This is a genomic window from Micromonospora maritima (genome assembly GCF_902825405.1).
Classification (GTDB): domain Bacteria; phylum Actinomycetota; class Actinomycetes; order Mycobacteriales; family Micromonosporaceae; genus Micromonospora; species Micromonospora maritima.
Map to the genome: position 1 here is coordinate 1 of NZ_CADEAU010000125.1, position 12,927 is coordinate 12,927.

The following is a 12,927-nucleotide window of genomic DNA, read 5'->3' on the forward strand; positions in this document are numbered from 1 at the left end:
GGTTGACCGCGGTCGAGGTGGCCGAGCACCGGGCCCGCCTGGTCGCCCAGGCCACCCGCGGGCTGCCGGTCACCGTGCTGCACACCGACGGGCGCAGTGTCGGCGACGATCCGAAGCTGCCGGAGGGGCACTTCGACCGGGTGCTCGTCGACGCGCCCTGCACCGGGTTGGGGTCGCTGCGCCGGCGGCCGGAGTCGCGCTGGCGTCGCCAGCCGGCGGACCTGCCGCCACTGACCCGCCTGCAACGCGAGCTGCTCACCGCCGCGCTGCGGGCGGTCCGTCCGGGCGGCGTGGTCGCGTACGTGACCTGCTCGCCGCACGTGGTGGAGACGCACGTGACGGTGACCGAGGCGTCCCGGCGCTGCGGTCTGCCTGTCGACTTCGTCGACGCCCGGCCGCTGCTGCCGGCCGGGATGCCGGGCCTGGGTGACGGCCCGACGGTGCAGCTCTGGCCGCACCGCCACGGCACCGACGCCATGTTCCTGGCCGTCCTCCGCCGAGGCTGACCGGCACCGCGCCCTCCGCTGTATCGATCGAGGGGTTCGCGTCGGATTCCCGACGCGGGCCCCTCGATCGGCGCGACGGCGGCGAGGGCAGAGGCATCCCGGGAGCGGTAGGGGGTTGGTGGGATGTGACACCCCGTTGACTGTGCGATCGATACATGTAACTGTTCCGATCATCGGTCGACCCGTCACCCCCGCCCGCCGACCCCCATGAGGAGTCTCCATGAGACGCAGCACGCCGACCACGAGCCTCGCGCTCGCCCTCGTCGCCACCCTGACGACGGCGAGCCTGGCCGGCACCGCCTCCGCCGCCCCCGCCCCCGCGCCCGCCCCGGCGGCCGCCGTCGCCGCGCTCGCCGCGCCGGACGTGTCCCTGGCCAACGTCCAGGCCCACCTCACCCAGTTCAACTCCATCGCCAGCAGCAACGGCGGCAACCGGCGGGCCGGCTCGGCCGGCTACGCCGCGTCGGTCAGCTACGTCAAGGGCAAGCTCCAGGCGGCCGGCTACACGGTCACCGAGCAGAACTGCACCACCTGCACCTACCCGGGCAGCAACCTGATCGCCGAGTGGCCGCAGGGCCCGGCCGACCAGGTCGTCATGTTCGGCGCCCACCTGGACAGCGTCTCGGCCGGCCCGGGCATCAACGACAACGGCTCCGGCTCGGCCACCCTGCTGGAGAACGCCCTGGTGCTCGCCGCGCAGAACCCGACGATGACCAAGCGGGTCCGGTTCGCCTGGTGGAACGGCGAGGAGCAGGGCCTGCAGGGCTCGAAGTACTACGTCAACCAGCTCAGCTCCACCCAGCGGGGCTACATCAAGGGCTACTACAACTTCGACATGGTCGGCTCGCCCAACGGCGGCTACTTCATCAACCGGATCACCTCGGCCACCGCGGCGCCGCTGAAGGCGTACTGGGACTCGTTCGGCATCCAGCCGGAGGAGAACACCGAGGGCCAGGGCCGCTCCGACGACTACTCGTTCGCCAACGCCGGCATCCAGACCTCCGGATACGCGGCGGGCGCCAGCTACACCAAGACCGCGGCGCAGGCCAGCAAGTGGGGCGGCACGTCGGGCGCGGCGTACGACGGCTGCTACCACCGCTCCTGCGACACCACCAGCAACATCAACACGACCATCCTCAACCGCAGCGCGGACGGCGTGGCGTACGCCATCTGGCAGCTCGCGGTCGGCGGCGGCACCCCGACCAACGACTTCTCGGTCGCGGTGAGCCCCACCTCCGGCAGCGTCGCCCGGGGCGGCTCCACCACCGCCACCGTCAGCACCGCCACCACCTCCGGCAGCGCCCAGACGGTGACGCTGTCGGCCAGCGGCGCCCCCAGCGGGGTCACGGTCGCCTTCAGCCCGTCCTCGGTCACCTCGGGCGGCTCCGCCACCATGACGGTGACCGCCTCCGCGTCGGCGACCACCGGCACGTTCACGCTCACCGTGACCGGCACCGGCTCGGCCACCCGCACCGCCAGCTACACGCTCACCGTGACCGGTTCCGGCGGCGGCTGCACCGGCGGGCAGCTCATCGGCAACAGCAGCTTCGAGTCGGGCAGCACGCCGTGGACGGCCAGCTCGGGCGTGATCACCAACGACTCCGGCCAGGCGGCCCGCACCGGCTCGTACAAGGCGTGGCTGGACGGGTACGGCTCCTCGCACACCGACACGCTGAGCCAGTCGGTCACCCTGCCGGCCGGCTGCACCAGCTACACGCTGTCCTTCTGGCTGCACATCGACTCGGCCGAGACGACCACCTCGACCGCGTACGACAAGCTGACCGTGCAGGTCGGGTCGACCACGCTGGCGACCTACTCGAACCTGAACAAGGCCACCGGCTACACCCAGCGCACCTTCAACCTCGCCGCGTACGCCGGCCAGAGCGTCACGCTCAAGTGGACCGGCGTCGAGGACGCCTCGCTGCAGACCAGCTTCGTCCTGGACGACGTGACGCTCCAGGTCGGCTGAGCGCCCCGGGCGGGGTGGGTCGACGCCCGCCCCGCCCCCGGGCTCAGGTGACCGGCAGCGCCTTGGCCCCGGCGCCCCGGACCGACCGGGTCAGCGTGCGGTCGGAGACCCAGAGGAAGCACTGCACGCCCCGGTCACCGTCGCGCCACTGCTCCTCGTACGGGTGGTAGATGATGGTGCCGGCCCGGTACTGCATGTTGCCGTCGTTCGGCACCTTGGCGTACTTCGCGATCAGTCCCCGGCACCCCTTGTGCGCCCGCAGCGAGGTGCGCTGGAACTCCGCGTAGCTGATGTCCGGCGCCTGCCAGACCCCGACGAACTCGGCGTGGTGCTTCGCGGTGCAGGCGACCGGCCGCATCGCCTCGATGTCGTCCTTGACCAGCTTGGGGTTGAAGCAGCCCAGCGCCAGCGGCGAACCGGGCTTCAGGGCGGCGCGCAGGCTGCCCTGACGCTCGGTCACCGTGCCGTCGTCCAGGTCGTTGACCTCGGCGACGTCGCAGCGGTACCAGCGGGCCCCGCCGGACCAGGCCGAGGCCGAGGGGAAGACCACGGAGAGCTGCAACCGCCCCGACCGCCAGTCCGCGCCGACGGCCCGGGTGACCTGCCGGGCGCAGTCGGCGTGGGCGGCGCGCAGGCCGGCGGACCCGCCGCGCGGTGGCGCGGAGCGAGCGGCCTCCGGGCCGGTCAGCGTTCCGACGTGCAGCGTCTCGGCCCGGTGCGTGGTGGCGCAGTCGACCGGCTGGTAGCCGCTGAGGTAGCCGACGTCGGCGACGGTCGGGTGACAGACGTCGGCCTTCGGCACGAAACCCACGGGCGCGGCGAACGCGGGCCAGTCGTCGGCCAGGTCGCGGTCCACCCCGGCCGGCGCGCCGCAGCCGCCGAGCGCCAGCACCGCCGCCGCCCCCGCGGCGACCACCGCCCACCATCGCCGCATCGCGACCGACCTCCCCGCCGTCCGGAGCCGCCCGGCCGACCGGTACGCCTCGGCGACGCAGCATACGGCACCGAGGCTCAGATGACCGGCAGTCCCTCGGGGCCGGCCCCGCGCATGGACCTGGTCAGCTTCCGGTCGTCGCTCCACAGGAAACAGCGCACCCCGCGGTCGCCCTCCTCCCACTCCCGCTGCGACGGCGGGTAGAAGATGGACCCGGCCCGGTACGGCAGGTCGGCGTTGTTCGGCACGTTCGCGAAGGCGGCGATGAGCGTCATGCAGCGCCGGTGCACCGAGGGCGCGGCCCGGGTGAACTCCGCCCAGCTCACGTCGCGTTCGGAGTAGACGCCCACGAACTCGGCCCGGTGCGGCTCGGTGCAGAGCACCGGCGCCATGTAGTTGAGGTTCTGCCCGATCAGTTTCGGGTCGAAGCAGCGGTGCACCAGCGGGTTGTCGCCGACCAGGGCGCCGCGCAGGCTGCCGGTCCGGTTGACCGGCCGGGTGTTGTCGATGCTGTCGGTCTCGGCCAGGTCGCAGCGGAACCAGCGCGCGCCGGCGACCCAGGCGGTGGCCGGGGGCAACGCGATGTTCAGCGTGAGCCTTGCCGCGTGCCAGTCTCCGCCGATCATCTCCCGGGCCTGCTGGTCGCACTCGGTGCGCGCGACGCGCAGCGCCGGGGAGCCGGGCTCCGGGCGGGCGCCGGCCGCCGCCGGGCCGGTGAACGTGCCGACGTGCACCGCCTCGGCCAGGTGACTACCCGCGCAGTTCACCGTCTCGTACGTGGCGGCCTGCACCACGGCGGTGAGCCGGGGCAGGCAGGCGTCGGTGGCCGGGACGAACAGCTGGGGTGCCGGCAACGCCGCCCAGTCGTCGACGAGGTCCCCGTCGGCCCGGTGCGCCGGGAGGCAGCCGGCGAGCACCGTCGTCACCGCACCGGCCAGCGCGAGCGTGTGGAGCCACCGTCGCATCGTCCGCCCCTTCGCCGGAGAGATGACAGCCGGTCGCCGCGGGCCCGTGCGGCGTCCCCGCGCCCCGGGCGTGCAGCATACGTGACCGTCCCTGTAGGAGTTTCGTCATCTTTCAATCGATCGGCCAGTCACCGACGACTATTCGTATCGATTTCCGGTCCGGCCGGGTCGATGGTGCACCACGGGTGACCGACGGGTCACCGCCTGTCCCCATCGGTGCCGCGCTGCGGACGGCGGGTGGCCACGTTCGTACACTGGCCCCGTGACCGTACCGCCGCCGATCGTCGCGCCCAGCATCCTGGCCGCCGATTTCGCCCGCCTCGCCGACGAGGTCCGCGCCGTGGAGTCCGCCGCCGACTGGCTGCACGTGGACGTCATGGACAACCACTTCGTGCCCAACCTGACCATCGGGCTGCCGGTGGTGCAGAGCCTGCGCGCGGTGACCCAGATCCCGTTCGACGTGCACCTCATGATCGAGGATCCGCGTCGCTGGGCCCCCGGGTACGCCGACGCCGGCGCGTACAACGTCACGTTCCACGCCGAGGCGTGCGACGACCCGGTGGCGCTGGCCAAGGACCTGCGCTCGGCCGGCGCGAAGGCGGGGCTGGCGATCGACCGGGACACCCCGATCGAGCCGTACCTGGAGCTGCTGCCCAGCTTCGACACGCTGCTGATCATGACGATCAAGGCGGGTTTCGGCGGCCAGCGCTTCCTGCCGCAGCTGCTGGACAAGGTGCGCGCCGCCCGCCGGCACGTCGACACCGGGCACCTGGAACTGCGCATCGAGGTGGACGGCGGCATCGCCGCGGACACCATCGAGCAGGCTGCCGCGGCCGGCGCCGACGCGTTCGTCGCCGGTACCGCGGTCTACGGCGCCGACGACCCGGCCGAGGCGGTACGCCGCCTGCGGGGCCTGGCGGAACGTGCGATGACCGAGGCCTGAGATGGACCCGGCCGACGACCGACCCGACGTGATCCTGGTCGTCGACGACGACGAGGACATCGCCCGCTTCGTCGAGTTCAACCTGCGCCTGCACGGCTTCGAGGTGCTGCACGCCGGGGACGGCCAGGAGGCGCTGGAGGTCATCGAGCGGGCCCGGCCGGACCTGGCCGTGGTCGACCTGATGATGCCGCGCATCGACGGGCTGGAGCTGACCCGCCGGCTGCGCGCCGACCCGATGACCTCGGCGCTGCCGGTGATCATGCTGACCGCCAAGGGGATGACCTCGGACAAGGTCAACGGTCTCAGCGCGGGCGCCGACGACTACCTGGTCAAGCCGTTCGACACCGCCGAGCTGGTCGCCCGGGTCAGCTCCACGCTGCGCCGCAACAAGGAGTTCCGGGAGGTGTCCCCGCTGACCGGCCTGCCCGGCAACAGCCGCATCCGGCGGGAGATCAGCGACCGGGTGCGCGGCGGGGTCGACTACGCGGTCGGCTACATCGACATCGACCGGTTCAAGAGCGTCAACGACCGGTACGGCTTCGTCCGCGGCGACGAGTTCATCTCCGCGCTGGCCCGCAGCCTGCACCGCGCGGTGGTGTCGATCGGCCTGCCGCCGGCCTTCCTCGGCCACGTCGGCGGCGACGACTTCGTCATCGTCTGCGCGCCCGAACAGGTCCGGCCGCTGACCTTCCGGGCGGTGGAGGACTTCGAGAAGGCCGCGGACGGGCTCTACGACCCGATCGACCGGGAACGCGGCTTCGTCGAGTTGAAGGACCGCCGCGGCAACATCCGCCGGGCCGCCCTGGTCACCCTCTCCATCGGGGTGTCGCTGTCCGACAGCGGCAAGCGGTTCACCGATCCGCTGGAGGCGATCGCGGTGGCCTCGGAGATGAAGACGGTGGCCAAGAGCCAGCCCGGCTCGTACGTGGCGGTCGACCGCCGCCGGGGTGTCACCTGAACCTGACCCCCGCGGCTGTGAGGTAGCTCGCCTCTGTGGCGCGCGCCGCCGCCGAACGTGTAAGACTTCCGGTGTACCCACCACGCGCTGGCGGGGCTCGGTGAAATTCCGAACCGGCGGTGATCCACGGTCCGACCGTGGTAAGCCCGCGACCCGGACGGCTTCGGCCGGACGGTGGACCTGGTGAGAATCCGGGGCCGACGGTTGGGGTGCGGCTCGTCCGCCCCCAGAAAGTCCGGATGGGAGACAGCGCGCGGAACGGGGGAGGTCCCTGGCGGCCGCTGAGCACCCTCAGCCGCCGCGTGGGCTCCCCGGGGTCGGCGTCGCCGTCCCCGGGTCTCTCCGCCGCCGCGTGTGCGCGGCATCCGTGCCGCCCCTCCCGAACCCGCCGCGCGTGACCGGCGAGCGGGAGGGCAGGGCAGGCCATGGCGAGCGTCTCCGTCGACGAGGCGATGCGTCGTGCCGTCGCGCTGGCCGCCCGAGGCCTCGGCGCGACCAGCCCCAACCCGGTCGTCGGATGCGTGCTGCTCGACCCCGACGGCGAGATCGTCGGCGAGGGCTTCCACGCGTACGCCGGCGGGCCGCACGCCGAGATCGTCGCGCTGGCGCAGGCCGGCAGGCGCGCCCGGGGCGGCACCGCGGTCGTCACGCTCGAACCCTGCGACCACACCGGCCGCACCGGCCCCTGCAGTCACGCGCTCATCGCCGCCGGCGTGTCGCGGGTGGTGGTCGCCGTGCCCGACCCGAACCCGGTGGCCTCCGGCGGCGCGGCCACCCTGCGCGCCGCCGGGATCGAGGTCACCCTCGGGGTACGCACCGAGGAGGCCGAGGCGGGCAACATCGCCTGGCTCACCTCGATGCGCCGCGGCTGGCCGTACCTGATCTGGAAGTACGCGGCCACGCTCGACGGGCGCTCCGCCGCCGCCGACGGCACCAGCATGTGGATCACCTCGGAGGCGGCCCGCACCGACGTGCACGCCCTGCGCGGCACCGTCGACGCGGTGCTCGCCGGGGTCGGCACCGTGCTCGCCGACGACCCCCGCCTGACCGCCCGCAACCTGCGCGACGGCACGCTCGCCATCCGCCAGCCGCTGCGGGTCGTGGTGGACAGCTCGGGACGTACCCCGGCCGACGCCCGGGTCCGCGACGGCGCGGCCCGGACCTGGGTGGCCACCGCGGCGGAGGTCGGCGCCGGCCCGGACGGCCGGGTCGACCTGACGGCGCTGCTCGCCGAACTGCACCACCGGGGGGTACGCGCCGCGCTGCTGGAGGGCGGCCCCACGCTCGCCGGCGCGTTCCTGGCCGCCGGCCTGGTCGACCGGATCGTCGGGTACGTCGCGCCGAAGTTGCTCGGCGCCGGCCCGACCGCGCTGCTCGACGCCGGCGTGAGCACCATCGCCGACGCCATCGATCTGGAGATCACCGACGTTACGCGGGTCGGTCCCGACCTGCGGATCACCGCGCTGCCCCGGAAGAGGGAGGCCTGACATGTTCACCGGCATCGTCGAGGAGCTGGGCGAGATCGTCCGGAGCACCGAGACCGGGGACGACTCGGCGCTGGTCGCCATCCGCGGCCCGTTGGTCACCTCGGACGCGCGGCACGGCGACTCGATCGCGGTCAACGGTGTCTGTCTGACCGTGGTCGACGTCGACGGCGGTGTGTTCACCGCCGACGTGATGGGCAAGACGCTGCGGCGCACCGCGCTCGGCGCGTTGCGCCCCGGCGACCCGGTCAACCTGGAGCGGGCCGCCGCGCTGAACAGCCGACTCGGCGGGCACCTGGTGCAGGGGCACGTCGACGGCGTCGGCGAGGTCGTCGGCCGGGAGCCGGCCGCGCAGTGGGAGACGGTCCGGTTCCGGCTGCCGGCCGAGCTGTCCCGCTACGTGGTGGAGAAGGGTTCGATCACCGTCGACGGCGTGTCCCTGACCGTCGCCGAGGTGGGCGACGACTGGTTCTCGGTCGGCCTGATCCCGACCACGCTGAAGCTCACCGTGCTCGGCACGAAGCGGGTCGGCGATCCGGTCAACCTGGAGGTCGACGTGCTGGCCAAGTACGTCGAGCGGCTGATGGGCGGTGCCCGGTGACGGGCCCGCTCGGCTGGATGCTCGACGCCCAGGTGCACGTCGCCGGCTCGCCGGTGCTGGTGCGGGAGATCGTCGGCAACGTCTTCGGGCTCGCCTCGGCATTGCTCGGGTTGCGCCGGGTGGTGTGGGCCTGGCCGGTCGGCATGATCGGCAACGCGCTGCTGTTCACCGTCTTCCTCGGCGGCGTCTTCGCCACCCCGCAGGCGCACGACCTCTACGGCCAGGCCGGCCGCCAGGTCTTCTTCTTCGCGGTGAGCGTGTACGGCTGGTGGCGCTGGTCGCGCAACCGCCGCGCCGGGGGCGGCGACGAACCGGCCGTGGTGCCGCGCTGGGCCACCTGGCGGGAGCGGCTCGGCCTGCTCGTGGTCGCGGCCGTCGGCACGGCCGCCGCGTACCCGGTGCTGGCCGCGCTCGGCTCCTGGGGCCCGCTGCCGGACGCCTGGATCCTGGTCGGCAGCCTGCTCGCCACGTACGGCATGGCGCGCGGCTGGGTGGAGTTCTGGCTGATCTGGATCGCCGTGGACGCGGTGGGCGTACCGCTGCTGTTGCGCGGCGGCTTCTACCCGTCGGCCGCCATGTACCTGGTCTACGGCGCGTTCTGCGCCGCCGGCCTGTACAGCTGGTGGCGCACCTCCCGGGCCGTCACGGCCGCCCGCACCCGTATCCCGGCGACGTACTCGGAGGTCGTGGCATGACCACGTTCGGTTCCATCGAGCAGGCGGTGGCGGACATCGCCGCCGGGCGACCCGTGGTGGTGGTCGACGACGAGGACCGGGAGAACGAGGGCGACCTGATCTTCGCGGCCGAGCTGGCCACGCCGGAGCTCGTCGCGTTCATGGTCCGCTACACCTCCGGCTACATCTGCGTGCCGCTGACCGAGGACGAGTGCGACCGGCTGGACCTGCCGCCGATGCACCACACCAACCAGGACCGGCGCGGCACCGCGTACACGGTGACGGTGGACGCCCGCGAGGGCGTGAGCACCGGCATCTCGGCCGCGGACCGGTCGCACACCATCCGCCTGCTGGCCGACGCCGGAACCGACCCGACCGACCTGGCCCGCCCCGGCCACGTGGTGCCGCTGCGCGCCCGGGCGGGCGGGGTGCTGCGCCGGGCCGGGCACACCGAGGCGGCGGTGGACCTGACCCGACTGGCCGGGCTGCGCCCCGCCGGGGTGCTCTGCGAGCTGGTCAACGACGACGGCACCATGATGCGCCTGCCGGACCTGGAGAAGTTCTGCGCCGAGCATGGGCTGACGCTGGTGACCATCGCCGACCTGATCGCGTACCGGCGACGCACCGAGAAGCAGGTCGAGCTGGCCGCCGAGGCGCGGATGCCCACCCCGTACGGGGTCTTCCGGGCGCTCGGCTACCGCGCCGAGCACGACTCGGCCGAGCACGTCGCGTTGGTCATGGGCGACCTCGGCGACGGGCGGGACGTGCTGGTCCGGGTGCACTCGGAGTGCCTCACCGGAGACGTGTTCGGCTCGCTGCGCTGCGACTGCGGACCGCAGTTGCAGGCCGCCCTGGCCCGGGTCGCCGAGGAGGGACGCGGGGTGGTCCTCTACGTCCGCGGCCACGAGGGGCGCGGCATCGGCCTGCTGCACAAGCTCCAGGCGTACCAGCTCCAGGACCAGGGGCGCGACACGGTGGACGCGAACCTCGACCTGGGCCTGCCGGCCGACGCGCGGGACTACGGCACCGGCGCGCAGATCCTGTACGACGTCGGCGTCCGCTCGATGCGGCTGCTGACCAACAACCCGGCCAAGCGGGCCGGCCTGGAGGGATACGGCCTCACCGTGACCGGCCGGGAGGGCATGCCGGTGCGGTCCAACCCGGAGAACGTGCGCTACCTGCGTACCAAGCGGGACCGGATGGGTCACCTCCTGGACGGGCTGGACGAGGCGACCGAGGCCCCGATGGGCCGGCCGGTCGCCGGTGACGAGATCGGAGCGTAGGACGATGGCGGGTTTCGGAGAGCCGGGCGTGACCGCGGTGGACGCCGCCGGCATGACCGTCGGCGTGGTGGCGGCCCGCTGGCACGGCGACCTGACCGACCACATGGTCGAGCGCGCGGTGGCCGCCGCCGAGGCGTGTGGCGCGCGGGCCGTGGTGGCCCGGGTGGCCGGTTCGGTCGAGCTGCCGGTGGTGGCCCAGGCCATGGCCCGCCGGTACGACGTGGTCGTCGCGCTCGGCGTCGTCGTCCGCGGCGCGACCGCGCACTTCGACTACGTCTGTCAGTCGGTCACCGAGGGGCTGACCCGGGTGGCGCTGGACGAGGGCAAGCCGGTGGCGCACGGGGTGCTCACGGTGGAGACCATCGAGCAGGCCCGGGACCGGGCCGGGCTGCCCGGCTCGGCCGAGGACAAGGGTTGGGCGGCCACGGTGGCGGCGCTGGACGCCGCGCTGGCGATCCGCGGTCTCGACGCCGCCAACGGCCGCCGCGTCGGCTTCGCCTGATCCCCGCGCCGGCCCGCGGTGATCGACTCCAGTACGGCGAGGTGGCGGTGTCGCACCCCGTCGGATGCCGCCACCTCCCCGAACTGGCGGCGGGGACGTCGGTCACACCGTCGTCCCCTCGCGGTCGAGCCAGGAGAGCGTGGCTCGCGGGGACCCGGCGCACCCGCGCGGGCCGGTCGCGAGCGTCGACAGCGGGCGACAGGCGGCTTCGGGTGACGAGCCGGCGGAACCCCTGCCTGAGTCGTTCCTGATATCAGCTCGACAGGCGGCGCCGGGGCTTCGTGTCTCCCGGCGGCCGGAGGTCCGGCACGCGAGCGGAAAGCGGCCGTCCCAGGCACCGCCGATCACCTGCCCACAGCGATCCGGACCGCCGGGGGAGGGAGGCCGTGGTCGATCCGGGTCGCCCGAGGAGGCGGGGTCAGGGCCGATCCGGGTCGCCCGGGAAGCGGGCCGGACGGGCCGGGCCCGGCGGCGAGGGGCGCGGCGGCGGCCGGGCGGACCCGCAGGTGGACCCCGGGGCGACCGGCTTCGGCGGGCGGCTGGAAGAATCGCCTTCCGTGAAGACGTTCGAGGAGTTGTTCGCCGAGCTGCAGGCCAAGGCCGCCGCCGGCACCCCGGGCTCGGGCACCGTCGACGCGCTCGCGAAGGGCGTGCACTTCATCGGCAAGAAGGTCGTCGAGGAGGCGGCCGAGTCGTGGATGGCGGCCGAGCACGAGGGCCCGGAACGGGCCGCGGAGGAGATCTCCCAGCTGCTCTACCAGGCACAGGTGCTGATGCTGGCCACCGGTCTCGACCTGAAGGACGTCTACCGACATCTCTGAGTGCCCGTCCGCTGATCATCCGATCGAACGAAGGAGCACTCCCATGCTGCGTGTCGCCGTACCCAACAAGGGCGCCCTGGCCGAGTCGGCCGCCGGGATGCTGCGCGAGGCGGGCTACCGCCAGCGCACCGACCCGAAGGACCTGGTCTGCCGGGACGAGCCCAACGACATCGAGTTCTTCTACCTGCGGCCCAAGGACATCGCGACCTACGTCGGCTCCGGTGACCTGGACGTCGGCATCACCGGGCGCGACCTGCTGATCGACTCCGGCGCGCCGGCCGAGGAGGTGGTCGACCTCAACTTCGGCCGGGCCACCTTCCGGTTCGCCGCCCGCCCCGACGACGTCGCCTCCGTCCAGCAGCTCGGCGGGCACCGGATCGCCACCGCGTACCCGGGTCTGGTCGAACGGCACCTGGGCGAGCTGGGCGTCAAGGCCGACGTGATCCGGCTCGACGGCGCGGTCGAGAACGCCATCCGCCTCGGCGTGGCCGACGTGGTCGCCGACGTGGTGGAGACCGGCGCCACGCTGCGCCAGGCCGGGCTGGTCGTCTTCGGGGAGCCGCTGCTGCGCTCCTCCGCGGTGCTTGTCGCCCGGGCCGGCGCGCCCGGCGGCGCCCAGCAGCAGCAGCTCCAACGTCGACTGCACGGGGTGCTCGTCGCCCGCCGCTACGTGATGCTCGCCTACGACGTGCCGGCCGGCCTGCTCGACCGGGCCAGTTCGCTCACCCCCGGCATCGAGTCGCCCACCGTGTCACCGCTGCACCGGGAGGGCTGGGTCGCGGTGCAGGCGATGGTGCTCCGCGACGACGTGCACCGGATCATGGACGAGCTGTACGAGTTGGGCGCCCGGGCGATCCTGGTCACCAACATCCACGCCTGCCGGCTGTGAGGCCGCTGCCGCTCCCGGCCGCGTTGACCGTCGTCGTCCTGGGTGGCGTGGCCTCGGCCGCGCAGGGCGTGGTCAACGCGAAACTGGGGGAGCGGACCGGTGACCCGGTCCTCGGCGCGGTGGTCAACAACCTCGGCGGCTGCCTGCTCGTGCTGGCCGGCCTGGCGGTGCTGCCCTCGATGCGCGCCGGGCTGGCCGGGCTGCGCCGCTCCGGGCTGCCCTGGTGGGCGTACCTGGGCGGGGTGGGCGGCGCGGTGATCGTCCTCGTGGCGCCGGTGGTGGTGCCGGTGCTCGGGGTGGCGGTGTTCACGATCGCCCAGGTCGCCGGGGGCAGCCTCGGCGGCCTGGCGGTGGACCGGGCCGGACTGGCCGCCACCGGGCGGCTGCCGCTCACGCTG

General features: G+C 73.6%; 14 protein-coding genes and 1 riboswitch. Of the genes, 12 read left to right on the forward strand and 2 right to left on the reverse strand.

Features of this window, described 5'->3' with window-relative positions:
- Window positions 1-506, forward strand: a 506-nt coding sequence (locus HUW36_RS14150) for an RsmB/NOP family class I SAM-dependent RNA methyltransferase (protein WP_484502589.1), incomplete at its 5' end; no start/stop codon positions are given.
- A 220-nt stretch (window positions 507-726) separates the two neighbouring features.
- Entirely contained in the window at window positions 727-2,475 is a 1,749-nt protein-coding gene (locus HUW36_RS14155; RefSeq protein ID WP_174528588.1) for a M28 family peptidase, read from the forward strand.
- Window positions 2,476-2,518: 43 nt separating this feature from the next.
- Here HUW36_RS14155 and HUW36_RS14160 read toward each other — a convergent pair whose 3' ends face one another.
- Window positions 2,519-3,409, reverse strand: coding sequence for a septum formation family protein (locus tag HUW36_RS14160; RefSeq protein WP_174528589.1), 891 nt, complete (start codon window positions 3,407-3,409; stop codon window positions 2,519-2,521).
- A 77-nt stretch (window positions 3,410-3,486) separates the two neighbouring features.
- Window positions 3,487-4,374 carry a septum formation family protein gene (locus HUW36_RS14165; RefSeq protein ID WP_174528590.1) on the reverse strand — a complete coding sequence of 296 codons (888 nt, stop codon included), beginning with the start codon at window positions 4,372-4,374 and terminating at the stop codon, window positions 3,487-3,489.
- A gap of 262 nt (window positions 4,375-4,636) precedes the next feature.
- On the opposite strand from HUW36_RS14165, the gene rpe reads away from it, so the two are divergent.
- The 10 genes from rpe to HUW36_RS14215 form a co-directional block, all read left to right on the forward strand.
- Window positions 4,637-5,317, forward strand: a complete 681-nt coding sequence (gene rpe, locus HUW36_RS14170; protein WP_174528591.1) for a ribulose-phosphate 3-epimerase — start codon at window positions 4,637-4,639, stop codon at window positions 5,315-5,317.
- Between the two features lies 1 nt (window position 5,318).
- Window positions 5,319-6,275 (forward strand): GGDEF domain-containing response regulator, encoded by a 957-nt coding sequence (locus HUW36_RS14175; RefSeq protein WP_174528592.1) that lies wholly within the window; start codon window positions 5,319-5,321, stop codon window positions 6,273-6,275.
- Window positions 6,276-6,357: 82 nt separating this feature from the next.
- Window positions 6,358-6,530: riboswitch (FMN riboswitch) on the forward strand.
- Between the two features lie 170 nt (window positions 6,531-6,700).
- Complete coding sequence (gene ribD, locus HUW36_RS14180; RefSeq protein WP_174528593.1) at window positions 6,701-7,762, forward strand: bifunctional diaminohydroxyphosphoribosylaminopyrimidine deaminase/5-amino-6-(5-phosphoribosylamino)uracil reductase RibD; 1,062 nt, start codon at window positions 6,701-6,703, stop codon at window positions 7,760-7,762.
- 1 nt (window position 7,763) lies between these two features.
- Window positions 7,764-8,360 (forward strand): riboflavin synthase, encoded by a 597-nt coding sequence (locus HUW36_RS14185; protein ID WP_174528594.1) that lies wholly within the window; start codon window positions 7,764-7,766, stop codon window positions 8,358-8,360.
- The gene (pnuC, locus tag HUW36_RS14190; RefSeq protein WP_174528595.1) at window positions 8,357-9,055 is read left to right on the forward strand and encodes a nicotinamide riboside transporter PnuC; all 699 of its coding nucleotides are present in this window, start codon (window positions 8,357-8,359) and stop codon (window positions 9,053-9,055) included. The genes HUW36_RS14185 and pnuC overlap by 4 nt, the downstream gene beginning before the upstream one ends.
- On the forward strand, window positions 9,052-10,317 hold the full coding sequence (locus HUW36_RS14195; protein ID WP_174528596.1) for a bifunctional 3,4-dihydroxy-2-butanone-4-phosphate synthase/GTP cyclohydrolase II: 1,266 nt from the start codon (window positions 9,052-9,054) through the stop codon (window positions 10,315-10,317). The genes pnuC and HUW36_RS14195 overlap by 4 nt, the downstream gene beginning before the upstream one ends.
- 4 nt (window positions 10,318-10,321) lie before the next feature.
- Window positions 10,322-10,819, forward strand: a complete 498-nt coding sequence (ribH, locus tag HUW36_RS14200; RefSeq protein ID WP_174528597.1) for a 6,7-dimethyl-8-ribityllumazine synthase — start codon at window positions 10,322-10,324, stop codon at window positions 10,817-10,819.
- A 557-nt stretch (window positions 10,820-11,376) separates the two neighbouring features.
- Window positions 11,377-11,640 (forward strand): phosphoribosyl-ATP diphosphatase, encoded by a 264-nt coding sequence (locus HUW36_RS14205; RefSeq protein ID WP_091577978.1) that lies wholly within the window; start codon window positions 11,377-11,379, stop codon window positions 11,638-11,640.
- Between the two features lie 43 nt (window positions 11,641-11,683).
- On the forward strand, window positions 11,684-12,529 hold the full coding sequence (gene hisG / locus HUW36_RS14210) for an ATP phosphoribosyltransferase (RefSeq protein WP_174528598.1): 846 nt from the start codon (window positions 11,684-11,686) through the stop codon (window positions 12,527-12,529).
- Window positions 12,526-12,927, forward strand: a 402-nt coding sequence (locus HUW36_RS14215) for a DMT family transporter (RefSeq protein WP_174528599.1), incomplete at its 3' end; no start/stop codon positions are given. The genes hisG and HUW36_RS14215, both read left to right, overlap by 4 nt.

Excerpts from the sequence above, each read along its gene's own strand:
- HUW36_RS14165 (WP_174528590.1), bottom strand. The coding sequence starts at position 4,374 with ATGCGACGGTGGCTCCACACGCTCGCGCTGGCCGGTGCGGTGACGACG.
- ribD (WP_174528593.1), top strand. The coding sequence starts at position 6,701 with ATGGCGAGCGTCTCCGTCGACGAGGCGATGCGTCGTGCCGTCGCGCTG.
- HUW36_RS14160 (WP_174528589.1), bottom strand. The coding sequence starts at position 3,409 with ATGCGGCGATGGTGGGCGGTGGTCGCCGCGGGGGCGGCGGCGGTGCTG.
- ribH (WP_174528597.1), top strand. The coding sequence starts at position 10,322 with ATGGCGGGTTTCGGAGAGCCGGGCGTGACCGCGGTGGACGCCGCCGGC.
- HUW36_RS14185 (WP_174528594.1), top strand. The coding sequence starts at position 7,764 with ATGTTCACCGGCATCGTCGAGGAGCTGGGCGAGATCGTCCGGAGCACC.
- HUW36_RS14175 (WP_174528592.1), top strand. The coding sequence starts at position 5,319 with ATGGACCCGGCCGACGACCGACCCGACGTGATCCTGGTCGTCGACGAC.
- HUW36_RS14195 (WP_174528596.1), top strand. The coding sequence starts at position 9,052 with ATGACCACGTTCGGTTCCATCGAGCAGGCGGTGGCGGACATCGCCGCC.
- hisG (WP_174528598.1), top strand. The coding sequence starts at position 11,684 with ATGCTGCGTGTCGCCGTACCCAACAAGGGCGCCCTGGCCGAGTCGGCC.
- HUW36_RS14155 (WP_174528588.1), top strand. The coding sequence starts at position 727 with ATGAGACGCAGCACGCCGACCACGAGCCTCGCGCTCGCCCTCGTCGCC.